Source organism: Salegentibacter lacus (assembly GCF_020164555.1).
In the GTDB taxonomy this organism is placed as follows: domain Bacteria; phylum Bacteroidota; class Bacteroidia; order Flavobacteriales; family Flavobacteriaceae; genus Salegentibacter; species Salegentibacter lacus.
Map to the genome: position 1 here is coordinate 89,465 of NZ_JAIQZB010000008.1, position 22,234 is coordinate 111,698.

At 36.8% G+C, this 22,234-nt stretch carries 23 protein-coding genes; 11 read left to right on the top strand and 12 right to left on the bottom strand.

The annotated features are described in order from the left end of the window. Positions 1-85: 85 nt before the first annotated feature. Positions 86-1,153, top strand: a complete 1,068-nt coding sequence (locus LB465_RS08165; RefSeq protein ID WP_224469112.1) for a branched-chain amino acid aminotransferase — start codon at positions 86-88, stop codon at positions 1,151-1,153. A gap of 124 nt (positions 1,154-1,277) precedes the next feature. On the opposite strand, the gene LB465_RS08170 is transcribed toward LB465_RS08165, so the two are convergent. Both LB465_RS08170 and LB465_RS08175 read right to left on the bottom strand, forming a co-directional pair. Beyond that, the gene (locus tag LB465_RS08170; RefSeq protein WP_224469116.1) at positions 1,278-2,309 is read right to left on the bottom strand and encodes a Gmad2 immunoglobulin-like domain-containing protein; all 1,032 of its coding nucleotides are present in this window, start codon (positions 2,307-2,309) and stop codon (positions 1,278-1,280) included. A 19-nt stretch (positions 2,310-2,328) separates the two neighbouring features. Continuing rightward, positions 2,329-2,715: a pyrophosphohydrolase domain-containing protein gene (locus LB465_RS08175; RefSeq protein WP_224469118.1), complete on the bottom strand. Its 387-nt coding sequence runs from the start codon at positions 2,713-2,715 to the stop codon at positions 2,329-2,331. Between the two features lie 323 nt (positions 2,716-3,038). On the opposite strand from LB465_RS08175, the gene LB465_RS08185 reads away from it, so the two are divergent. The 5 genes from LB465_RS08185 (at position 3,039) to LB465_RS08205 (ending at position 7,451) form a co-directional block, all read left to right on the top strand. Continuing rightward, positions 3,039-4,070, top strand: a complete 1,032-nt coding sequence (locus tag LB465_RS08185) for an SRPBCC family protein (RefSeq protein ID WP_224469123.1) — start codon at positions 3,039-3,041, stop codon at positions 4,068-4,070. Positions 4,071-4,076: 6 nt separating this feature from the next. Then, positions 4,077-4,451: a fluoride efflux transporter CrcB gene (gene crcB / locus LB465_RS08190; protein WP_224469125.1), complete on the top strand. Its 375-nt coding sequence runs from the start codon at positions 4,077-4,079 to the stop codon at positions 4,449-4,451. Between the two features lie 169 nt (positions 4,452-4,620). Beyond that, entirely contained in the window at positions 4,621-4,959 is a 339-nt protein-coding gene (locus tag LB465_RS08195) for a P-II family nitrogen regulator (RefSeq protein WP_224469128.1), read from the top strand. A gap of 32 nt (positions 4,960-4,991) precedes the next feature. After that, positions 4,992-6,233 (top strand): ammonium transporter, encoded by a 1,242-nt coding sequence (locus tag LB465_RS08200; RefSeq protein ID WP_224469130.1) that lies wholly within the window; start codon positions 4,992-4,994, stop codon positions 6,231-6,233. A 102-nt stretch (positions 6,234-6,335) separates the two neighbouring features. After that, complete coding sequence (locus LB465_RS08205; protein ID WP_224469132.1) at positions 6,336-7,451, top strand: porin; 1,116 nt, start codon at positions 6,336-6,338, stop codon at positions 7,449-7,451. Between the two features lie 5 nt (positions 7,452-7,456). On the opposite strand, the gene LB465_RS08210 is transcribed toward LB465_RS08205, so the two are convergent. From LB465_RS08210 to LB465_RS08225, 4 genes are all read right to left on the bottom strand, one after another. Continuing rightward, positions 7,457-7,810: a DUF1684 domain-containing protein gene (locus tag LB465_RS08210; protein WP_224469134.1), complete on the bottom strand. Its 354-nt coding sequence runs from the start codon at positions 7,808-7,810 to the stop codon at positions 7,457-7,459. 231 nt (positions 7,811-8,041) lie between these two features. Next, the gene (locus LB465_RS08215) at positions 8,042-9,463 is read right to left on the bottom strand and encodes a hypothetical protein (RefSeq protein ID WP_224469136.1); all 1,422 of its coding nucleotides are present in this window, start codon (positions 9,461-9,463) and stop codon (positions 8,042-8,044) included. A 107-nt stretch (positions 9,464-9,570) separates the two neighbouring features. Beyond that, positions 9,571-9,765, bottom strand: coding sequence for a DUF1328 domain-containing protein (locus LB465_RS08220; protein ID WP_224469140.1), 195 nt, complete (start codon positions 9,763-9,765; stop codon positions 9,571-9,573). Positions 9,766-9,982: 217 nt separating this feature from the next. Beyond that, complete coding sequence (locus tag LB465_RS08225; protein WP_224469142.1) at positions 9,983-10,432, bottom strand: Lrp/AsnC family transcriptional regulator; 450 nt, start codon at positions 10,430-10,432, stop codon at positions 9,983-9,985. Between the two features lie 97 nt (positions 10,433-10,529). On the opposite strand from LB465_RS08225, the gene LB465_RS08230 reads away from it, so the two are divergent. After that, the gene (locus LB465_RS08230; protein ID WP_224469144.1) at positions 10,530-10,952 is read left to right on the top strand and encodes a hypothetical protein; all 423 of its coding nucleotides are present in this window, start codon (positions 10,530-10,532) and stop codon (positions 10,950-10,952) included. Positions 10,953-10,963: 11 nt separating this feature from the next. Here the strand turns inward: LB465_RS08230 and LB465_RS08235 are convergent, their stop codons facing one another. Together LB465_RS08235 and LB465_RS08240 are read right to left on the bottom strand one after the other, a co-directional pair. Further along, positions 10,964-11,575: a MarC family protein gene (locus LB465_RS08235; RefSeq protein WP_224469147.1), complete on the bottom strand. Its 612-nt coding sequence runs from the start codon at positions 11,573-11,575 to the stop codon at positions 10,964-10,966. Positions 11,576-11,919: 344 nt separating this feature from the next. After that, positions 11,920-15,375: a methylmalonyl-CoA mutase family protein gene (locus LB465_RS08240; protein ID WP_224469149.1), complete on the bottom strand. Its 3,456-nt coding sequence runs from the start codon at positions 15,373-15,375 to the stop codon at positions 11,920-11,922. Between the two features lie 141 nt (positions 15,376-15,516). Between LB465_RS08240 and purU the strand changes: the two genes are divergently transcribed. The 3 genes from purU to LB465_RS08255 all read left to right on the top strand — a co-directional run bounded on the left by purU (position 15,517) and on the right by LB465_RS08255 (position 17,483). Continuing rightward, positions 15,517-16,368, top strand: a complete 852-nt coding sequence (gene purU, locus LB465_RS08245) for a formyltetrahydrofolate deformylase (protein WP_224469151.1) — start codon at positions 15,517-15,519, stop codon at positions 16,366-16,368. A 55-nt stretch (positions 16,369-16,423) separates the two neighbouring features. Beyond that, a complete protein-coding gene (locus tag LB465_RS08250; RefSeq protein WP_224469153.1) occupies positions 16,424-17,131 on the top strand; it encodes a DUF4197 domain-containing protein in 708 nt (235 codons plus the stop codon). Positions 17,132-17,300: 169 nt separating this feature from the next. Further along, positions 17,301-17,483 (top strand): Lacal_2735 family protein, encoded by a 183-nt coding sequence (locus LB465_RS08255; protein ID WP_224469155.1) that lies wholly within the window; start codon positions 17,301-17,303, stop codon positions 17,481-17,483. On the opposite strand, the gene LB465_RS08260 is transcribed toward LB465_RS08255, so the two are convergent. From LB465_RS08260 to prfA, 3 genes are all read right to left on the bottom strand, one after another. Next, positions 17,484-18,257, bottom strand: a complete 774-nt coding sequence (locus tag LB465_RS08260) for an ABC transporter substrate-binding protein (protein ID WP_224469158.1) — start codon at positions 18,255-18,257, stop codon at positions 17,484-17,486. Between the two features lie 10 nt (positions 18,258-18,267). Then, on the bottom strand, positions 18,268-19,086 hold the full coding sequence (gene pyrF, locus LB465_RS08265; RefSeq protein WP_224469161.1) for an orotidine-5'-phosphate decarboxylase: 819 nt from the start codon (positions 19,084-19,086) through the stop codon (positions 18,268-18,270). Between the two features lie 133 nt (positions 19,087-19,219). After that, on the bottom strand, positions 19,220-20,296 hold the full coding sequence (prfA, locus tag LB465_RS08270; RefSeq protein WP_224469163.1) for a peptide chain release factor 1: 1,077 nt from the start codon (positions 20,294-20,296) through the stop codon (positions 19,220-19,222). A 381-nt stretch (positions 20,297-20,677) separates the two neighbouring features. On the opposite strand from prfA, the gene LB465_RS08275 reads away from it, so the two are divergent. After that, positions 20,678-21,337, top strand: a complete 660-nt coding sequence (locus tag LB465_RS08275) for an ATP-binding cassette domain-containing protein (RefSeq protein ID WP_224469165.1) — start codon at positions 20,678-20,680, stop codon at positions 21,335-21,337. Between the two features lie 63 nt (positions 21,338-21,400). On the opposite strand, the gene LB465_RS08280 is transcribed toward LB465_RS08275, so the two are convergent. Then, positions 21,401-22,111 carry a hypothetical protein gene (locus LB465_RS08280; protein ID WP_224469168.1) on the bottom strand — a complete coding sequence of 237 codons (711 nt, stop codon included), beginning with the start codon at positions 22,109-22,111 and terminating at the stop codon, positions 21,401-21,403. Positions 22,112-22,234 lie beyond the last annotated feature (123 nt).

The following is a 22,234-nucleotide window of genomic DNA, read 5'->3' on the forward strand; positions in this document are numbered from 1 at the left end:
AACATTGTAAGGAGTCAAATTTACCAAAACTTTAGATTTTGATTCTGTTTTAATTTAGGTAAATTTGTTAACTAAACTTATGATAATGAAATACGATACTGACCAGCTCGAAATTAATAAAGTCCAAAAATCTAAAATTGAAGAAGTAAATTTTGACAAACTGGTTTTTGGCGAAATTTTCACCGATCATATGTTTGTATGTGATTATGAAAATGGCAAGTGGCAAAATCCTAAAATTACGCCTTATGGGCCTATTCAACTGGATCCATCTGCAAAAGTATTTCATTATGGGCAAGCCGTTTTTGAAGGAATGAAAGCCTATAAAGACGAAGACGACCAGATTTGGCTTTTTAGACCGGAAGAAAATTACAAGCGTATCAATAAATCCAGCGCCAGGCTGGCAATCCCTGAATTTCCAGAAGAATTTTTCTTTAACGGATTGGAAGAATTACTGAAACTGGAAAAAGATTGGATCAAAAAAGGTTTTGGAAATTCGCTATACATTCGCCCGTTTGTAATTGCTACCGAAGAATGCGTTTCTGCCAATCCTGCTACCAAATATAAATTTATGATTATTTGCTCTCCAGCACAGGCTTATTACAGCGGTGAAGTGAGAGTACAGTTTTCAGAAAAATACAGCCGTGCTGCCGATGGTGGCGTTGGAGCTGCTAAAGCTGCCGGAAATTATGCCGCACAGTTCTACCCTACCAATCTCGCAAAAGAAGCCGGTTTTCAGCAAATAATCTGGACCGATGCCAATACGCACGATTACCTGGAAGAGGCCGGAACTATGAATATTTTCTTTAGAATTGGAGATAAACTTATCACCGCTCCTACCAGCGATAGAATTCTGGATGGCGTAACCCGAAAAAGTGTCATAGATCTTGCAAAAGACCTTAACATTGAAGTGGAAATTAGAAGAGTGCCGGTATCTGAAGTTGTAGAAGCTGCAAGAAAAGGCGACCTAAAAGAGATCTTTGGTTCAGGTACCGCAACGGTAATTAATCCTATCGCCGGATTTGGATATAAAGGCGAAAAGTTTGAGCTTCCAAAAATGGAAGATTCTTACGGAAAATCTTTTAAAGACCGCTTAATGAAAATTCAATACAACCAGGCCGAAGATAAACATAACTGGAGATACCAGGTGAAGTAAATTTCCCCGAGTTTTTTATAAAAATTAAACCTCACAGTTTTTGAATCTGTGAGGTTTTTTTTATGGAGTCTTCCCGAAAAATTTTTTCGAATTAAAACCTGAGGCAGGTTCAGGTTGACATAAATTATTCCGATAGGAAACGCACGGGAAGGGTCAATTTTCTATCCAATTCTGGTTTTCCTGAAGCATTTGACTTTTCAAATATCAAATAGCCTTCTTCGTCTTCCGGAATCTTCTCAAAAGATAATTCCGTAGAAAACGGGACAAAATCGCTGGTCATCCATTCGCCGTTTGCTTTTATTGAAGTTTCTGCCAATAGTTTATAATCTTTATCGACTAATCTTACAGGAGCTTCCGCTTCAAAAAACCAGTTTCCACGGGCTTTACCGCTAATTCGTAAAGGAGAATTAATAAGCTTATTTGATGAGGGTTTTTCAACTTTTATAAGATCTGAAAGTTCTTTACGCTCTTCTGCATTTTCCCTGAAGAAATAAAGAGAACTCATAATTTTATCCAGTTGCTTTTTACTTTCTTCCTTAATCTCTCCAAAAATACGAACCTCATCTTCCCCCAAAGGGTCGCATTGCTGCATAAGCTTGGATTTGCCATCAGCTGAAATACAGATAGCATTAAAATTTTCAATTTGATAATGCACAAAAATACCACTGTGTTTACTCCACTTTTCTGGAGATTGGTAAAATCTCAAGAAATAAGCCCAGGCTTCACCATTTTCTAATAGGTACACCCGGGAATCGTTTTTATTAATATTGAAAGACAGACCAGGATTGGCTTTCCACTCGCTTATAGATATTTGTCGTCCTGATAGTCCGTCAACGCCAAAGCCTTTAGGTAAAAAAGCGATGTAGGCCAGCTCCGGTTCTTCATGGATAACGAGCGGCTCAGTGATTTCATATTTTTTTGGATAGACATTTATCACGCTACTTTTCCCCGGTAATTGTCCTTTAGCAACTTTAAAATCTGAAGGATATTCCAGCGCAAAATTCCAGGTACTATCAACATATTCCTGAAACTTACTATTTGTCTTAGTTATTGTGTCATTATTTTTTAGTTTTTTAGGAACTTCAGTAGTTTCGGTATTATTTTTACATCCAAAAGCTACAAGCAATATAAAAATAGAGAGCAACGAAATTTTCATTTTTTCATTTAAATAAAATTCAACTTTTAAGCACTTTCACTATATCGGGCCTGCAATAATTTGGCCCTTTTATCACCTTCCCTTTTTCATTGTAGATAGGATCCCCATTTTCATCAAGCTTACTCATATTACTATGCTGAATTTCATCAAAAACGGCTTCCATTTTATGCTCCAGGCCGTGTTCAATAATAGTTCCGCATAAAACATAGAGCATATCGCCAAGGGCATCTGCCACTTCGATAAGATCTCCAGTATTTGCAGCTTCAAGGTATTCTTCGTTCTCTTCCTTCATTAATTCGTAGCGTAAACGATTTTTTTCATTTCCCAGTGAAGCCTGCGGCTTTTCAGCAATTCCCAGCTTAAACCTTTTATGAAATTCCTTTACCGCGGCGAGTCTCTTTTTCATTTGTTTATAATATAAATCAATTACAGGTTAAGCCTAAAACCTTAACTTTGCATAAAAGTAAATAAAATGTTTAGCACTGGCCAACTCATTTTTGCGGGTTTATTTCTAGTCGTTTTTATAATAATTATTGCAGTTAGTTATAAAAAAGATACCTTATTACATAGAAAACAATACAAAGGAAGCTTTTGGGTGCTAATAGCATTTCTTGCTTTTATAGGACTTCTCTTTGTTCTTAAAGGCTTTTTAAATCCGTAATTCGCATCTTTACCAAGTGAGCTACTAATTATGTTAAATTAAGTATCTTCGCCTATAAACCCACCAATATGAAAATTCTAAAATACCTTTTCTTCTTACTACTTATTGTAATAATTGCAGGTTCTATTTATATCGCTACAAAAGATGGCGATTACCAGGTAGAAGAAACAAAAATCATTACAGCACCGGTAGAAATGGTTTTTCAGGAAGTAAACGAATTTAATAATTGGGAAAATTGGGAACCCTGGTCGGCCGAAGCAGATGATATGATTATTGAATATGGAGCGAAAACCAGCGGAGATAGCGCTTCTTATTCCTGGAAAAGTGAGAATGCCGGAGATGGGGAAATAAGAACTATTTCGGCCAAACCTTATTCTGAAATTGAACAGGAAATCAGCTTTAAAACTCCATTTGGTGAATCTACCAGCGAGATTTACTGGGAATTTAATGAAATTGAAAACGGCACTGAGGTTACCTGGGGAATGAAAGGCAACCAAAGTTTTATGGAAAAACTGGCCTTTACCTTTGAGGATGAAAGCATAACTGAAATGATGCGTCCCAAATTCCAAACTGGTCTTAATAATATGGAAAGCGTTGTTTTAAATAAAATGGATAAGTATACTATTAATGTAGATGGAATTATCCAGCACGGGGGCGGTTATTATATGTACACCACAACCGCCAGTAAAATAAGTCAGGTAGATGAAAAGATGACATCTATGTTTTCTGAAGTTTCTACTTATATGGATGAAAACGGAATTGAGAAAAATGGGAACCCCTTTGTCCTTTATAATGAATGGAATGAAAATTCTGGGAACGTCATTTTTTCCGCAGGAATATTCACACCAAGCGAAGTTATTACTCCCGCTGAAAGTGAGATTTTAACCGGGTTTATGCCTAACCAAAAAGTGCTAAAAACAACTCTGAAGGGAGATTATAAAAATTTAAAGGAAGCCTGGGACATTGCATATAAGTATATGGAAGCAAACGATCTTGAGATCGCTGAAGATGCTAATAACTTTGAAGTGCATTTAACTACTCCCGATAAAGTAGCTAATCCTGCAAAATGGATTACGCATCTTTATATTCCGGTTAAATAAACAAATATGCTTAAACAACTATTACTGATTTTTTTAGGGGGCGGTTTTGGCAGTGTTTTACGCTATCTAATCAGTAAAAGTTTAAATTTTGAAACCGCATTTATCCCTTTTGGGACATTCACAGTAAATATTCTGGGTAGTTTACTACTGGGATTAATTCTTGGAGTCGCTGCCAAATCTGATATTTTCACTTCTAATATTGTTTTATTCCTGGCAGTTGGCTTCTGTGGCGGCTTTACCACATTTTCCAGTTTCGCTTTCGAAAATCAGGCGCTTTTACGCTCTGGTGATTACCTAAATTTCTTCTTTTACACCTTCGGAAGCCTAATTCTAGGAATTTTAGCTGTCTTTTTAGGTCTTTTTCTTTCAAAATTGACTTAGTCACGGGTCAAAAAATTAGAAACAAATCAAAACACATATGTAATTTAAGATAACCCCTAATTTTTTAGGGGTTGTTTTTATTTATTTCATATTAATTTAGCATAAGACCCTATTTTTTAATGGGTGTTATGATATTTTTATACATTTACATCATCAAAATCAAGTTTTTATGAAAAAAATAGAAGCCATTATTAGAAAATCTACGTTTGATGAAGTTAAGAAAGCACTTCATGAAACTGAAGTCAATTTTTTTAGCTATTGGGATGTTACCGGAGTAGGTAATGAAAAACAAGGTCATGTTTATCGGGGTGTGTCTTACAGTACCAGTGATATTCAAAGACGTAAAATTTCACTGGTAGTATCAGATGAAAATGTTGATAGCACTGTAGAAACAATTCTGAAAGCTGCGCATACCGGTTCGGTAGGAGATGGGAAAATATTTGTATCACCGGTAGAAGAAGCCTATCGCATAAGAACCAAAGAAAAAGGCACTGACTCCCTTTCTTAAAACAAATCAACTCATTATAAAAAATCACTTTTATGGAATTACTTACTACTAATAATGTTTGGATGATGGTGTGTACCGCACTTGTCTTTTTTATGCACCTGGGTTTCTCCCTGCTTGAAGTTGGACTTACCAGGCAAAAAAACGCCATTAATATCCTATTTAAAAACGTATTTATAATTTGTGCCGGGTTATTAACCTATGCTATTCTTGGGTTTAACTTAATGTACCCCGGTTCTTTTATTGCCGGATTTATTCCTGATTATTTTTTCGACCTTTTTGGATTAAGTGCACCTCTGGCGGACGGTTCTTTAGACTTAGCTTATAATGAAGGATACACTTACTGGACAGATTTCCTCTTCCAGGGAATGTTTGCAGCCACCGCGGCTACTATAGTCTCCGGGGCAGTTGCAGAACGAATTAAACTGGGAAGTTTTATGCTTTTTTCTGTGATCTATATCACCATTGTTTATCCAATTGTAGGCTCCTGGAAATGGGGCGGTGGATTTTTAGACGGACTTGGTTTTTACGATTTTGCCGGATCTACCCTTGTTCATTCTGTAGGAGGATGGGCAGCGCTAGTTGCCATCTACTTACTGGGAGCTCGCTTAGGTAAATTTGGTAAAGATGGTCAGTCACACGCAATACCAGGTCACAATATTCCTTTGGCCACTGCAGGAGTTTTTATCCTTTGGTTAGGTTGGTTTGGTTTTAACGGAGGTTCTGTACTTTCAGCCGATCCTTCTTTAACTTCTATCACCCTGGTAACAACCTGCCTTGCTGCGGCTGCGGGAGGTATCTCAGCCTTTCTGGTTTCCACGATTGCTTACAAGAATTACGATCTCACCATGTTCCTTAACGGGATTTTAGGCGGACTGGTAGGTATTACTGCAGGCGCAGACCTTATGTCGCCATTAGATGCGGTTCTTATTGGCCTGGTTGCAGGTGGTGTTATTGTATTAGGCGTTTCGCTGGTTGACAAACTAAAATTAGATGACCCCGTTGGTGCCGTTGCTGTCCACCTTGCCTGTGGTATTTGGGGAACCCTGGCAGTAGGAATCTTTGGAAGTATGGCTGGATTTAATCAATTACTTATACAGCTGGCGGGCGTAGGAATAATTGGTGCATTCTGTTGTATTTCAGCATTCGGTATCCTTTCAATTATTAAAGCAACAATGGGCTTAAGGATGGAAGAAAAAGAAGAAACTGAAGGCCTCGATGCCCACGAACATGGTATGGATGCATATGCCGAATTTGGAACAGCTCACGATAGATAAAATTTAAAAAAGAAAGGAGCGCTTGGCGGAGCGCTCCCTATAAGTAAACCTTTCATTAAGCTTTGCTCAACACATTTCAACTTATTAAACAAGACTTTTATTATGAAAAAATTTACTATTGCAAATATCCAAAAAATATTCCTTTTAGGGCTATGCTTTGGAGTAGGTTCTAACCTGCAAGCTCAGGAAGCTGAAACAACTGAAGTTGAAAGCTTTATGTCTAATTTTAGTATAAGTGGTTCTGTAGATACCTATTTCAGAACCAATTTTAACGGATTAAATAAATATGAATATAATGATGCGGGCAATCCAATCGTTGGTCCGCAAGCTCCGGCTTCATCTTTTGCCAACGATCCCGGCTTTGCCATTGGAATGGCCAATGTAATTTTAGGATACGAAGGTGAAAAAGTTGGTTTTGTAGCCGACCTGGTTTTTGGTCCGCGCGGGGAAGACGCAGTTTTTGCATCAGCGGCACCCAGCAATATTGTGAATCAATTATATGCCTACTGGAATGTTTCAGATGCGGTTACTTTAACGATGGGAAATTTTAATACTTTCCTGGGCTATGAAGTAATCTCTCCGGCGGCCAACTTCAACTATTCCACTTCGTATATGTTCTCTTATGGACCATTCTCTCATACCGGAATTAAAGCCGATTTCGCCATAGACGATAACTGGAGTGCAATGTTGGCCATTATGAATCCAACCGACTGGACAGAGTTTAATCCTTATGGGAAATATTCCTTTGGAGGTCAGCTTGGGTATTCCACCACTGCAGGTAGTGCATTTTTAAACCTGATCTACGGCGAACAAATGCCACTTTCAGATGAAGCTACTTTTCAGATAGATTTAACCACTGGATGGGATTTTAGCGATGCTTTCTATTTAGGGCTAAACACTACTTATAACACTACCGATGGGGAAGGATTTTATGGAGCGGCACTATATCCGCAAATTCAAACTTCCGATAATTTTGCTATAGGTTTAAGAGCTGAATATTTTAAAGAATTAGAAGATGGCGGCCCGGTGTATGGAGCTGATGCAGAAGCATTAGATTTTACCCTAACTGGTAGTTATACTGTTGGAAGTCTAACCCTGAAACCGGAATTACGTTTGGATAAAGTATCCAATACACCATCCCCAGTTTTTGTAAACTCAGATTTAGAAGGAACCGATAATCTTTCTTCTTTTGTTCTGGCTGCGGTTTACGCGTTTTAAAACAGTTATTTGAAATTTTTAACTCCTGCTGAAATGGCTATTTCCAAATGATTTTCGGCAGGAACTATGGGACAGGAAAAATCACCACTATAAGCACAGTAAGGATTGTATGCTTTATTAAAATCTAACAGTATGGAATCACCCTCCGGTATCCTTAAGTCTAAATACCGTCCGCCGGAGTAGGTGGTTTCGCCGTTAGTAAGATCTGTGAAAGGTAGAAACAAATAATTATAATATTCAGGATGCGAAATAAGCTCCTGGTTTTGAAAAACAGTAAGCTTAAATTCTTCTCCTTTTATACTGAAATATAACTCACCGTATTTTACATAAACTGCCAACCTATCAGTCGTAGTTTGCATTCTGAAGGGAGCTTCGGCAGGAGTTCTAACAAAATGGCTTTGACCTTATATGCTGAATCAATTTTAAAGTAATCCAGGCTTTTAAATTCAGCTAAATCTTTTTTAGAAAGCGGCGTACGCTCTGGGTCACTAAATTTCTAATTCATTTCCTGTTGGAATTCTACCGTATTTTTTTCTTGTGCAACCAGCGTAATAGACAGCAGAAAAAACAGGAAGACACTAAATCTCAATTTAACCTTTAGCTTTATAATATTTTGCCTCCCCAAGATATTCCCTGATTTTTTCATTATAAGCCTCACTTAATTTAAGGTCTAAAATTCCCTCAATATCATATAAAACTTCCATATCATCAAAACCGGTTTTTAATAAATCCTCGAGATATAAAAGAGCGGTTTCATGATCACCATCGTGTCCGGCAATTTTAATGATGTTTAAATAAGCTTCAGGATCTTTCTTATCGAATATGGTTCTAAGTATACTCACAAAAACTTTAGTTCTGGACGTAGCCTGGGAATTCACATAGCTGTCGTAATAATTTTTGCTAAGGTTATCAAGAAAACCCTGGAGTCTTTTGGCCATTTTTTGCTTCGGTCCGCTAAATTTTTCTTCATTTTTCTGAAGCTCCTCAACCTGAGCTGCCCACCAGCCAATATTTTCGAAGTTTGAAGTTACTACATCGGTTTCCATATAGTATAGATATTCTTCCTGTTTAGCCTTTTCTGATGCTACTACGTTTCGATATTCCCGTCGTTGTTGTTTAAAGGCTTTATTTCTTCTGATGTTCCTAATCTGATCACGTAAATCTATGTCAAGATCAAAATCATCGTATTTATCTTCTATTTGCTTAAGTTTTTCAAAAGCCTGGTAATAATTTCGGGTACGCCTTAAAACTTCGGCATATTCCACTTCAGCTTCAAAAAGTTCTTTTACTAATTCTAAATCTTTGGCCCTCTTCCCTTCTTTCATAGCATTTAGCGTAAATCCCGCCACGGCATTACGAATCACATCGGCATCAGGCCATTCTACGTTCTCTTCACAGGTATAGAAATTCATTTCGGTGGGAAAATTTTCACTATCAAGATAGTCTTCTATTTCCTCTAGAATAAACATCGAATTATTACTATCGCAGGCCACCGCACTGAACATAAATTTATTGTTAGCATTTAAATACTCTGTATTTATCCAGGCATTTTCTACCGCCAGCACACCAGAAATATTATTGTAGAGAAAAGGCAAAGCTGTAGCTAATTGTCCACCTTCTGATAGTCCGGCTACGTAAACCTGTTCCCTATCTATGGCCAGCATACCATCTACCTGATTTATAATTGGCCCTACTTTGTTTATGTTATTTTTTAAAGAATCCTCTTTCAAATTTAAATTAGAGGAAGCTATTATATAAGCCTGTTCTTCAGCGACTGTTCTAAAAAGTTGTGTGGTAGCTCTCCCCCTGCCTTCGTGATCAAAAACAAAGATTACCGGCCATTTTTCCTGTTCATTAAAATTTTTTGGAAGATATAAAGAAAAACTGCTCGCCGTGGTATCTGTTGTTGGGATAGAATCTACAATTTTACCCAGGGGAAGTTTTATTTCCTGAGCATTCCCAAATTGAAAAGTTAAAGCAAAAAGTAATATTAGAACTAGTATCTTTTTCATAATAATATCAAATAATTAATTTAAATATAAGCATAGATATCAAAGATCGTGCATAAAAAAGCCCTCATCAACAGATGAAGGCTAAATAAATATATAGTGATAGATTTTTATTTTTTAATTCGTTGTAATCTCATATTATTGCTTCCAAAAAAAAGACGAGCAACTAAAGAGACAACAAGTAAGTCTGCAAAGATTAAAAACAACACCCTCACTACTTCAATACCGGAAAAATTTAATCCGGAAAATCCTATCGCACCCGTTAAGGCAGCTACGATTAGATATAATGTACTATACTTTCTCATAATGTAATTTCTTTTTTTGTAAAAATAGGTATAGTATAGTCGCGATGGTATTAACAAAATTACAATTTGCTATACTTTAACTAAAACAAATTTGGGTCTGAGAATTCCGTTAAAAATAGCTGAAAAAGTAGCCCGTTTTAACTAAAGCCTAAATATTCACCCCTTTAAATTGCTTAGTTTTAAATAGCTGGAAATGGAGCTATAATAAAATTTAAGATCATTTTATCATACTCTTATTTATAGGAGCAAAATCTACAACCTGGGAAAGAACAATATGGGTTTTCGTTTCGCCATAAGTAATAAGTTTATCTATAAATTCTTCCAAATGAACCTGGTCGCGGAGTACAACTTCCATAATTATATTTTCATTCCCGGTAATGCGGTAACAATTATTTACTTCTCTAAATTCTTTTACTTTTTCTAAAAATGGTTTTAACCTGCCCATAAAAGCCCGAAGGGTAATAATTGCTTTTAACTGATAGCCTGCTTTATGATAAGAAATTTGAGTCTTATAGCCTTTTATAATCCCGGCATCTTCCATTTTCTTTACTCTTTCGGCAACTGCCGGAGAGCTTAATCCCACTTCGCGTCCAATTTCTGCAAAAGAATACCGCGCGTTTTGTTGCAACCTCGCTAAGATAGCCCAGTTAAGTTCATCTACTTGCATATTAAAGTTTTAATTGTAAAATACCTTATAATTAAAGGTTAATTCTAATTTACAGTTTAATATACAAAGATAAGCTATTTAATTTCTCTTTAATTTTATGCTGAAATTAAATAAGATGTCGCAGGCTTTTCTAAATAACACTTATCAGATGCCGGTTTACCGGAAAGCATTGGAAATATTTAAGCTTTCCAGGGCTATGGCTGTGCATTTTACTCAAGATAAACACGTTCTGGAAATGGGATTTTCGGCCTGCCCAAAAGACAGGTATGCCGGCGACCTTGTTACAGAATCTCTTCAACTCGCACCGGGAATAGCTTCAGTAGCTACGGCAAAAAGCTCCGGATCACGTTTAGAACGAATAAGAAATATTAGAAAGGCAAGTAAGAGTTTAAAGTTACTCTGTAAAAATCTTGAATTTTCCGGTGCTAAAGAAAGTGAGTTTCTAAGCTTGCTTAAAAAAGAAATTCATGTTTTCGATAAAATGATCGCCGACTGGATTCAGCAAATAAGAAAAGTTTAGTTTACTCCCTTTTAAAAAAAAGCAATTTTTATTCCTTCAATCAGCATATTGGTTCCAATAATAGCTATTATTAGTCCCATAATTTTCTCGATTACAATAATCTTGTTTTGACCAATAAACCGCACTAAATAATCACTGGATATAAAAGCGAGGTGGTTCAAGAACATAATTAGTCCAAACATTGCTGCAATAATTCCCATATCCATATAACTGGCGGTTGTGGTGTAATTCATCGCGGTTACAATAGTTCCGGGACCGGCCAGAATTGGAATTGCCAATGGAGAGATTGAAATCCCTTCATTAAAATCTATTTCTTTCTGGTTATCGATACTGGATTGCTGCGCCCTAATCATTTCAAAACCAACAAAAAACACAAGAATTCCACCAGTAATCTTAAAGGCAGGAATAGTTAAACCAAAAAGCTGAAAAATATATTTACCCAATAGAATAAATCCAGTAACAATCACGAAAGCCGTGAAAGTCGCTTTTTTAGAAATAAAACGCTTTCTCTTCCCATCGGCCTGTTTGGTAAGGCTCAGAAAAATTGGGATATTTCCAATAGGATTATTGATCGCAAAAAATGCGGTAAACGCACCTATGGCATATAACCAGATATTTTCCATAGATTTATATTTTTGGTACTTAAGCGGTTGAAAATTAGAAGCTGCAAAATTAATCTGAAATTTTAGCCCCACCCAACAAAAAAGATAAAATTTTTAAGCATTTTGAAACTTGACAATTATGAGTATCATAAGTGTTCATAACGCCGAAAAAATAATATTATTTCTAAAAACATCTTAAACAAAAAATCCCAATGAGACTATCGCCCATTGGGATGATTGATTTTCATAAAATTCTGAAATAAACTGCTTTCTTTTTCGAAAGATCCCTATATCACTACGCTCATCGGGATAAGCAGCCTGCACCTTTTTCTCTGCCCTTAGGTTTAGATAAAGTGGCTCTCTGCTTACATATTTCTTCTATACTGCCCACCTACTTCAAACATTGCCCTGGTGATTTGTCCAAGAGAACAAACTTTGGTGGCTTCCATTAACTCTTTAAAGATATTTTCATTTTTAATTGAAGCTTCTTTGATTTTTTCTAAAGCTTCTTCGGCAGAATCTTCTTTGGCTTTGTGAAGCGTATTCAGCGTTTTAAGCTGATGTTGCTTTTCTTCTTCTGTTGCTCTAATTACCTCGCCCGGTGTAACCGTCGGCGAACCTGTTGAACTTAAAAAGGTATTTACACCAATAATCGGGTAATCACCGTTATGTTTTAAAGTTTCATAATGCAGACTTTCCTCCTGAATTTTCCCGCGTTGATACATAGTTTCCATCGCGCCAAGTACGCCACCTCTCTCTGTAATACGATCGAATTCGGTTAAAACGGCTTCTTCTACAAGATCGGTTAATTCCTCAATAATAAATGATCCCTGAATTGGATTTTCGTTTTTCGCGAGTCCTAACTCTTTATTTATAATCAACTGAATTGCCATTGCTCTTCTTACTGAAGCTTCTGTAGGCGTTGTAATCGCCTCATCGTAAGCATTGGTGTGTAGGGAATTACAGTTGTCGTAAATCGCATACAGCGCCTGAAGCGTGGTTCTTATATCATTAAAATCTATTTCCTGTGCGTGTAAAGATCTTCCGGAAGTCTGGATGTGGTATTTCAACATCTGTGCCCTTGGATTCGCTCCGTATTTATGTTTCAAGGCTTTGGACCAAATTTTACGTGCTACCCTACCAATTACGGCGTATTCGGGATCAATTCCGTTAGAAAAGAAGAACGAAAGGTTGGGGCCAAATTTATTGATATCCATTCCCCGGCTTAAGTAATATTCCACGTAAGTGAATCCATTGGCCAGTGTAAATGCTAACTGAGTTATGGGATTTGCACCGGCTTCAGCAATATGGTATCCTGAAATTGAAACCGAGTAAAAATTTCTTACTTTTTCTTTAATAAAATACTCCTGAACATCGCCCATTAAACGCAATGCGAATTCCGTCGAAAAAATACAGGTATTTTGCGCCTGGTCTTCCTTTAAAATATCGGCCTGAACGGTTCCACGAACAACGCTGATTGTTTTTTTCTTGATTTCTTCATAAACCTCTGCAGGCAAAACCTGATCTCCGGTAAGGCCTAAAAGCATCAAGCCAAGACCATTATTTCCTTCCGGTAGCTCACCGCGATAAACCGGACGATCTAACCCGCGGTCATCATAGAGTTCTTTATATTTTGCTTCAACTTTATCTACCAGTCCATTTTTCTTGATGTATTTCTCACACTGCTGATCTATGGCAGCATTCATAAAAAACCCGAGCAACATAGGCGCCGGGCCATTAATGGTCATACTCACCGAAGTCATTGCATCTGCCAGATCAAACCCGGAATAGAGTTTTTTAGCATCATCCAAGCAGCAAATTGAAACTCCTGAATTACCGATTTTTCCATAAATATCGGGACGTTCATCGGGATCGTTTCCATATAGTGTAACCGAATCGAAAGCAGTAGACAGTCTTTTTGCCGGCAAGCCCATACTCACATAATGAAAACGACGGTTCGTACGCTCCGGTCCACCCTCACCGGCAAACATCCTGGTTGGATCTTCACCCTGGCGTTTAAATGGATAAAGCCCTGCCGTGTATGGAAATTCTCCCGGTACATTTTCCTGAAGACACCATTTTAAAATATCGCCCCAGGCTTTATATTTTGGCAAGGAAACTTTAGGAATTTGAGAATGTGAAAGCGACTCGGTATGCGTATCTATCTTGATTTCCTTATCACGAACTTTAAATGAATAAACTGGCTCTACATATCTGGTAACTTTTTCCTGCCAGCTTTGTATCACTTCCCAGTTATAAGGATCGAGATCCATTTTTACACGGTCAAACTCTGCGAAAAGTAACTTCAGAAAATCTTTTTGAGAATCTTCTGTAAAATCATTTATTTCTTCCTGGTTAATGCCGTGCTTTTCTAAGTATTGCGATTGATTATTAGTCATATCCATACCAGAAACCGACTCGATAGTTTTAAAAACCCCGTAGAGTTTTTGGGCTACTTCAGCCTGGTTTGCAGCTTTTTCATCGTAACTTCGGTTATTTTCAGCAATTTCTGAAAGATAACGCGTTCGTTTCGGTGGAATCACGAAGATCTTTTCGCTCATTTCCGTAGAAATCTCGAAAGTAGAATTTAGATCGGCTTTGGTTTTTTCAGCAACCGTATCCATAATTTGACGATACAGGGTATTCATCCCCGGATCGTTAAACTGAGAGGCGATAGTTCCAAAAACCGGTAATTTATCAGCGTCTTCGTGCCATAACTGGTGGTTACGCTGATATTGTTTCTTTACATCACGCAAGGCATCCTGTGCGCCGCGTTTATCAAACTTATTTATAGCTACCAAATCGGCGAAATCAAGCATGTCAATCTTTTCAAGCTGAGTAGCTGCTCCAAATTCTGGCGTCATCACATATAAAGCAACATCAGAGTGATCCATAATTTCAGTATCACTCTGTCCAATTCCCGAAGTTTCCAAAATAATCAAATCGAATTCAGCCGCTTTTAAAACCTCAACGGCTTCAGCCACGTGTTTGGAGAGGGCAAGGTTAGATTGACGTGTCGCAAGAGAACGCATATAAACGTGTTCATTGTTTATGGCATTCATTCTAATTCTATCTCCCAGTAAGGCGCCGCCGGTCTTCCTTTTAGAAGGATCTACCGAGATAATTCCAATGTTTTTATCAGGAAAATCGGTTAAGAATCGGCGTACCAGTTCATCCACCAAACTGGATTTTCCCGAACCACCGGTTCCTGTTATTCCCAAAACGGGAATTTTACTATTTTCGGTTTCTTTTCTTATTGGTTCGAAATGTTTCAGAAAAGAATCATGTTTATTCTCTGCAAGGGAAATAAGCCTTGAAATAGTATTTACATTTTTATCTTTTAAATCTTCAGCAACAGATTTTTCTTCAACTAAATCGCGAGTTTCTGTGTCTACCCGCTTCACCATATCGTTAATCATTCCCTGGAGTCCCATTTCACGACCATCGTCTGGAGCGTAAATCCGGGTAATCCCGTAATCCATTAATTCCTTGATTTCCTCCGGAAGAATTACTCCGCCACCACCGCCAAAAATAGCGATATGACCTGCATTTTTCTCCTGAAGCAGATCGTACATATACTTAAAATATTCGGTGTGCCCGCCCTGGTAGGACGTCATCGCAATTGCCTGTGCATCTTCCTGAATGGCGCAATTCACCACCTCATCAACACTACGATCGTGGCCAAGGTGAATTACTTCAACTCCTGTAGACTGAATGATTCGGCGCATAATGTTTATGGCTGCATCATGCCCATCAAAAAGCGAAGCTGCAGTTACGATTCTTATTTTATTTTTAGGGGTATATGGTTTTTGTTGTTCCATTTGTAATGATATCGTGTTTTTGGTACTGCAATTTACGAAAATTGTAATTCTCAAGAGCCTTCCGTAATATTAATATAATTCTAAATTCAGTTCTGTTGAAACAACCCAAAATTCTTAATTTTATCATCCTATAATAGTGCTATGTCAAAAATTACGCTTCTTATCCATTGCCCTGACACTTCAGGAATTATTGCTCATGTCACATCTTTTTTTTATAAAAGGCAGGGCAATATTATTTATATAGATCAATATGTAGACGTTGAAAATACTGTTTTTTTTATGCGTCTGGAATGTGAGTTTAATGCGGAAACCAATATCAGTGCCACCAAAGAAGAATTTAAGGAAACTGTAGCAGAAAAGTATAAAATGGCCTGGGAAATGTATTCGGCTGATTCAAAGCCCCGTATGGCTGTTTTTGTTTCTAAATATGATCATTGTCTTTATGATATTTTAAGTAGGTACAAATCGGGCGAACTTCAGGCGGTTATTACCTTAATTATTAGTAATCACAAGGAGCTTGAACATGTAGCACAAAATTTTGGAATTCCGTTTCATCATATTCCCGTAACTGCCGGCACGAAAGAAAAAGCTGCTGAAATCCAGCTTGAATTGCTTCAAAAAGAAAAAGTAGATTTTATTGTCCTGGCCAGGTATATGCAGATAATACCAAAGTCTTTAATTACAGCTTTCCCCAATCGAATTATTAATATTCATCACTCTTTCCTACCTGCATTTGCTGGGGCTAAACCATATCATCTGGCCTATAAACGAGGTGTAAAAATAATTGGAGCCACCAGTCATTACGTCACTGAAGAACTAGACGCAGGGCCCATTATCGAACAGGATATTACCCGGATTTCTCATAGCCATTCCATTAAAGATCTTATTTTAAAAGGAAGAGACCTGGAAAAAATTGTGCTTGCCAGAGGTATAAAACTTCATATTGAACGAAAAACGCTGGTTTTTAATAATAAGACCATAATTTTCACCTAATATTCTGAAATTTATTTTAGTGCCAAAAATGATATATTTGCAGGAAAACCTTGCTATGAAAAAATTATCCCTGATTCTGAGTATTCTCTTATTTTCATCCTGCGCCGAATTACAGACCATCGCAGAAAATTATCCGCAGGCCGGTGTTAGCAATACCGAAATAGCTTCAGGCTTAAGACAGGCCTTAGATATGGGAATTGAAAAACAGGTTACAAAACTGACCGAAGAAAACGGATTTTATAACAACGAGCTGGTAAGAATTACGCTTCCGCCAGAATTGCAAAAAGTAGACAAAACGCTTCGTGATGTTGGTTTAGATGCCTTAGCAGATCAAGGTTTAAAGGTATTAAATCGCGCTGCCGAAGAAGCCGTACAGGAAGCCACTCCAATTTTCGTAAATGCCGTGCGAGAAATTACTTTTAACGATGCCCGTAATATTTTATTAGGCCAGGATAATGCAGCTACGGTTTATCTTACCGGGAAAACCGATGAACAACTTTACGGAAAATTCAATCCAGTTGTTACCACTTCTCTTGAAAAAGTTGGCGCTACCGAAATTTGGACTAATATCATTAACCGGTATAACAGCTTACCACTTACTAATAATGTAAATCCAGACCTTGCAGATTATGTGACGAAGGAAGCGCTAAACGGAGTCTATACTATGATTGCTATTGAAGAAAAAGAAATAAGAGAAAAAGTATCTGCAAGAACTACCAGCCTTTTGCAAAGGGTTTTCGCCCTACAGGACAGGCAATACTAAATTAGTCCTTCACAACTTTATATTCAGCCAAAAGTAATTAAAAGCACGTTTATCCATTTTTTTAACATTTTAATGCTACAAGAAGAAAATTTTACATCAATATTAACGCAGACTTAGCAACCCCTTGTGCTGATGCCTCCTATATTTGCATCAAAGACGAAAACAGACTATGTTCAAAATCTTTGAAACAAGATCTACAGAAGAATGCCTATGTGATAAGTATACCCATCTTATGCACAAAGCTTATAAATTGGCACTTACCGATAAGGAAGAAAGCGACCGACTTAACGCAAAGGCTAAAACAATTCTGAAAGAACTTAGGAGAATGCAATACGATAAAATAGATTACTAGTTAAGTGCTAAGCTTTTTAAAGTAGTCTATTGCTTTCACCAATCGTGAGCCATACCAACTAAAATATTCCCCATCTACCAGTTTAATTTCCACATTTAATTCTGAAAAATATTCTTTATGCTTTTCTTTAAACGGATATGGTTCTGAGGAAAGCAATAGCAGATCAGGATTTTTTACTTTAATTTCTTCAAAAGTAGTTTCCGGATAACGGGATTCTTTAAAAACATTTTCGAACTTATTCAACTTTAAAAGTTCATCTATAAAAGTATCTTTTCCTGCAACCATTAATGGTTTTTTCCAGATAAAATAAGCCACCTTTCTTACCGGTTTATCTTTGAGTTGCTTCTGTAGTGCTGCAATTTTTTTCTTTACGGAAGACAGCATCGTTTCTACTAAAGCTTCTTTCTGAAAGATTTCTCCATATTGAGACATTAATTCAAAAGCATCCTCAAGCTTAACAATATCTGAAACATGAACCGGAGCAATTGCTTCTAGCTCCTCCACCATTTCTTTGGTGTTTTCCTCTTTATTACAAAGAATAATATCAGGTTTTAAAGCCTTAATTTTTTCCAGCTTCACTTGTTTGGTACCACCTACAATGGTCTTGGTTTTTCGAAGATATTCAGGATGTACACAGAATTTAGTGATTCCCAGCAAATGTTCTTCCAGGCCTAAATCGACTAAAAGTTCAGTCTGACTGGGAACTAAGGAAATAATTCGTTTGGGGACTTCTGGAAGGTAAATTTTTCTTTGTAATTGATCTTTAACTTCCATTGCAAAAAAATTAAAGCTGTTTCAATTCTTCGGCCATTTGTTGCTGAAGTACTTCCGCTTTGGCTCCTGCTATTTCAGCAAAGTTTGAAGATTCTGAAGCATAAATAATCTTTCGGGAAGAATTTACTAAAAGACCAACATTTTTAGTCATTCCGTATTTACAAACATCTTCTAGTTTTCCGCCCTGGGCTCCCACCCCCGGAACTAACAAGAAATTCTCGGGAATTATCTCCCTAATTTCCTTTAAAAATTCCGCTTTAGTCGCACCAACAACATACATGAGTCGGTCGGCATTTTTCCAGGTTTTAGAAGTTTTCAGCACTTTTTTATAAAGCTCTTCTCCATCTATTTTTTGCGTCTGGAAATCGAACGCACCTTCATTAGAAGTCAGCGCCAGCAAAATTGCCTGCCGGTTATCAAATTCGAGAAAAGGCTCTACAGAATCCTTTCCCATATAAGGAGCAACCGTTACCGAATCAAAACCAAGATCTTTGAGAAAGGTTTTTGCATACATCCTTGACGTATTACCAATATCGCCACGCTTGGCATCAGCGATGGTATACATTTCTGGATATTCGTGATGAAGATAATTTATTGTTTTCTCTAAGGCTTGCCAGCCTTCGACACCATTAGCTTCATAAAAGGCGATATTTGGTTTATAGGCCACACAAAATTTATGGGTAGCATCTATAATCGCTTTATTGAACTCAAAAATAGGATCCTCTTCAGATAACAGATAGGTTGGAATACGATCTATATCCACATCAAGTCCCACAGATAAAAAAGACTTCTTTTTCAGGATCTGTTCAGTTAATTCTTGCGGGGACATAGTTTAGAGTTTTATGATTAATTAGATTTAAAATATAAAAAGAAAATTCCGCTTTCGCGGAAAGTAATTCTTAAAATAAGGTTCTCACTAATATTAGAATTGTAGACCTCCGCCTTCGCGGAGGTGACTATTTTTAGAATATATCTGAATTTTCTTTAAGCTTTTCGGTGTTTTCTACCAATCTCAGCTCGTCTATTATTTTCTGAATATCCCCATTTATAATATTAGAAAGATCATAAAGCGTAAGGTTTATACGGTGATCTGTAACCCTTCCCTGGGAATAATTATACGTTCTAATTTTCGCACTACGGTCACCACTGGAAACCATTGAGTTTCTCTTAGCGGCATCGGCCTCTTGCTTTTTCGCGAGTTCGATTTCGTATAAACGAGATCTTAAAACCCTAAAAGCCTTTTCCTTGTTCTTGTGCTGCGATTTTTGATCCTGGCACTGCGCCACCAAACCGGTAGGTTCGTGCGTTAAACGTACAGCAGAATAGGTAGTATTCACCGATTGCCCACCTGGACCGGAAGAACAGAAATAATCTATTCTTACATCCTTCATATCAATTTGCACATCAAATTCTTCAGCTTCAGGCAAAACCATAACGGTTGCTGCCGAGGTATGTACACGACCCTGGGTTTCGGTTTGTGGCACACGTTGTACACGGTGAACACCGGCTTCAAATTTCATAGTGCCGTAAACATCCTCACCTGAGATTTCAAAAATCATCTCTTTAAATCCGCCGCTGGTACCTTCGCTATAATCTACAATATTGTGTTTCCAGCCTTTGCTTTCTACATATTTAGTATACATCCTATAAAGATCGCCGGCAAAGATACTGGCCTCGTCCCCACCGGTACCCGCTCTAATTTCCATCACCACGTTTTTAGCATCGTCCGGATCTTTAGGCACCAACATCATTCTGATCTTTTCTTCCAGTTTCGGAACTTCCTTTTCGGCTTCTTCCAGCTGCATTTTGGCCATTTCGGTCATTTCTGCATCGCTGCCATCGGAAATTATTTCTTTGGCTTCTTCAATATTATTAGTGAGCTCCAAATATTTTTCGCGCACATCCATTAAAGCCCTAAGGTCTTTGTATTCTTTATTTAATTCTATATATCGCTTTTGATCTGAAATCACATCGGGCTGAATAATTAAATCATTCACCTCATCAAAACGCTGCTTTACTATATTAAGCTTCTCAATCATATAATCACACTGATTTTAGGAAAACAAATTTACGATAAATTGATTGAATTACAGGATTGAAAAAAGAATTGTAAATTGAAACCATCAAGGGAGTTTTATGCTAAGCAAAACCAGGGCAATCTTTTACTTTTACAGGCAATTTATTTTGGCTTCTGTTTTATTGAATTTCTTTTTCCTGTTTTTAGGCAATCCAGTCATTTTCATAGTGCTATTCAAACTTTCCCTGGCTTCTTTGGTGTTTTATTTATATAAAACTTCCTATAAACATCATCTCTACTTTTACCAAAACCTTTCCTTAAGCAGTGCTAAACTCTTCGTTTTTAGTTTTATGATTGACTTTATTTTCATCATAATTTCCGCCGGAATTTATTCTGTTATAGTATGATTTTTGAAATCGATAATGTTGAGCTTTATTTTGCTGAAAAGCAAATCTTAAATGGGGTTTACTTAAAAGCTGAAACAGGAAAGGTTACCGGTATACTTGGCGCTAATGGTTGTGGAAAAAGCAGTTTACTCAATATTTTCTTCGGAAGCTTGCAATCCAGACATAAACTGATTAGGGTTGACAAGAAACCATACCTGAAACCACTTTTTAAATATGGAATCGTAAACTATTTACCACAGCAGAACTTTATTCCGCCAAAAATGAAAATGGAGAGTGCCTTTCAACTTTTTAAAGTAAACTTGATGGATTTTGTGAATAATTTCCCAGAATTTAAAAATTACAAAAAATTTCGAATGCGGGAAATTTCAGGCGGTCAACAGCGGCTTGTAGAAATTTATATCTCCCTAAACAGCAAAGCCCAACTTGTTCTTTTAGATGAACCTTTCTCGCATCTTTCACCATTATACATTGAAAAGATTCAAAACTTGCTTCAGAAGTTGAAGTATGATAAAGCCATAGTTATAACCGACCATATGTACCGGCATATTTTAGAAGCTAGCGACGAACTATATTTACTAAAAAACGGCAGTACGCAGCTTATAAAAAATGAAAAAGCCCTTGAAGATTACCATTATTTAAAAGCCGGAACTTTTTAGATTCTCGGAAGAAATTTCAAGTATAAGAGATTCCTGAAATTTAAGATATCCAATCCAAATTAATTAAACCTCACGATTCCCTATATTATTATAAGTAGACATATCCAAAGGTTTAATCCAAAAAAGAAGTATTAACCCCAGGCTAAAAATATGTAGAAACCTATCGGGGTAATAAAATCCCGGGATTTCTAAATAAAATGCGATAAAGAAATTAACATCAGAAAGTGCCATGAAAAGTGCAGCCAATAAAAAATAGAGGCTTTTTTTATTGCTATATCTATTGTTATAAGTAATTGCAGCACCAACCAAAATCATTGTGAGAATTGTGAATCCTAAATAGGCAGGAACAAAATAATCGTATAAATGAGCTTCAGGCACCATAGCTAACAATTCAAACAACAAATAAATATTCACACTTATAACGAAAAGCCCTATAAACAATTCTAAAAGATTATACTTTATGGCTCGAATTTTAGGAAAGACAATCCAAACCAATAGAAAAAAAGTAAGCGACCTGGCTATGAAGGTTATGAAATTAAAAATCTCATTTTCGTAAAAAAGCAGCGATACATCACAAATTAAAAAGGAAAGCAATACATAATGTATTTTAGAGTTTAAAGCGTGAAAAGATAAGCTCCATAAAATAAAATAGGAAGAAGCTGCTACCCTCAACCACCTGCTATGCTCATCATCTAAAAAATAGAGACCAAGTAAATTAAGTACAACCCAAAATATTGTTGAAGTAAAAACAAATTTTGAGTTATATATGTTCAATTTATTTACCAGGAGTTTAAATTTTTAAAGTTTAATACAAACGACTTTGAAAAATATAAATGAATGGACTAATACCTATAATTTTAAATAATGCTAATATAAATTTCACTCTTAAACAAGCAC

Coding starts and splice junctions, on each gene's coding strand:
- LB465_RS08165 (WP_224469112.1), top strand. CDS start 86: ATGAAATACGATACTGACCAGCTCGAAATTAATAAAGTCCAAAAATCT.
- LB465_RS08170 (WP_224469116.1), bottom strand. CDS start 2,309: ATGAAAATTTCGTTGCTCTCTATTTTTATATTGCTTGTAGCTTTTGGA.
- LB465_RS08175 (WP_224469118.1), bottom strand. CDS start 2,715: ATGAAAAAGAGACTCGCCGCGGTAAAGGAATTTCATAAAAGGTTTAAG.
- LB465_RS08185 (WP_224469123.1), top strand. CDS start 3,039: ATGAAAATTCTAAAATACCTTTTCTTCTTACTACTTATTGTAATAATT.
- crcB (WP_224469125.1), top strand. CDS start 4,077: ATGCTTAAACAACTATTACTGATTTTTTTAGGGGGCGGTTTTGGCAGT.
- LB465_RS08195 (WP_224469128.1), top strand. CDS start 4,621: ATGAAAAAAATAGAAGCCATTATTAGAAAATCTACGTTTGATGAAGTT.
- LB465_RS08200 (WP_224469130.1), top strand. CDS start 4,992: ATGGAATTACTTACTACTAATAATGTTTGGATGATGGTGTGTACCGCA.
- LB465_RS08205 (WP_224469132.1), top strand. CDS start 6,336: ATGAAAAAATTTACTATTGCAAATATCCAAAAAATATTCCTTTTAGGG.
- LB465_RS08210 (WP_224469134.1), bottom strand. CDS start 7,810: ATGCAAACTACGACTGATAGGTTGGCAGTTTATGTAAAATACGGTGAG.
- LB465_RS08215 (WP_224469136.1), bottom strand. CDS start 9,463: ATGAAAAAGATACTAGTTCTAATATTACTTTTTGCTTTAACTTTTCAA.
- LB465_RS08220 (WP_224469140.1), bottom strand. CDS start 9,765: ATGAGAAAGTATAGTACATTATATCTAATCGTAGCTGCCTTAACGGGT.
- LB465_RS08225 (WP_224469142.1), bottom strand. CDS start 10,432: ATGCAAGTAGATGAACTTAACTGGGCTATCTTAGCGAGGTTGCAACAA.
- LB465_RS08230 (WP_224469144.1), top strand. CDS start 10,530: ATGCTGAAATTAAATAAGATGTCGCAGGCTTTTCTAAATAACACTTAT.
- LB465_RS08235 (WP_224469147.1), bottom strand. CDS start 11,575: ATGGAAAATATCTGGTTATATGCCATAGGTGCGTTTACCGCATTTTTT.
- LB465_RS08240 (WP_224469149.1), bottom strand. CDS start 15,375: ATGGAACAACAAAAACCATATACCCCTAAAAATAAAATAAGAATCGTA.
- purU (WP_224469151.1), top strand. CDS start 15,517: ATGTCAAAAATTACGCTTCTTATCCATTGCCCTGACACTTCAGGAATT.
- LB465_RS08250 (WP_224469153.1), top strand. CDS start 16,424: ATGAAAAAATTATCCCTGATTCTGAGTATTCTCTTATTTTCATCCTGC.
- LB465_RS08255 (WP_224469155.1), top strand. CDS start 17,301: ATGTTCAAAATCTTTGAAACAAGATCTACAGAAGAATGCCTATGTGAT.
- LB465_RS08260 (WP_224469158.1), bottom strand. CDS start 18,257: ATGGAAGTTAAAGATCAATTACAAAGAAAAATTTACCTTCCAGAAGTC.
- pyrF (WP_224469161.1), bottom strand. CDS start 19,086: ATGTCCCCGCAAGAATTAACTGAACAGATCCTGAAAAAGAAGTCTTTT.
- prfA (WP_224469163.1), bottom strand. CDS start 20,296: ATGATTGAGAAGCTTAATATAGTAAAGCAGCGTTTTGATGAGGTGAAT.
- LB465_RS08275 (WP_224469165.1), top strand. CDS start 20,678: ATGATTTTTGAAATCGATAATGTTGAGCTTTATTTTGCTGAAAAGCAA.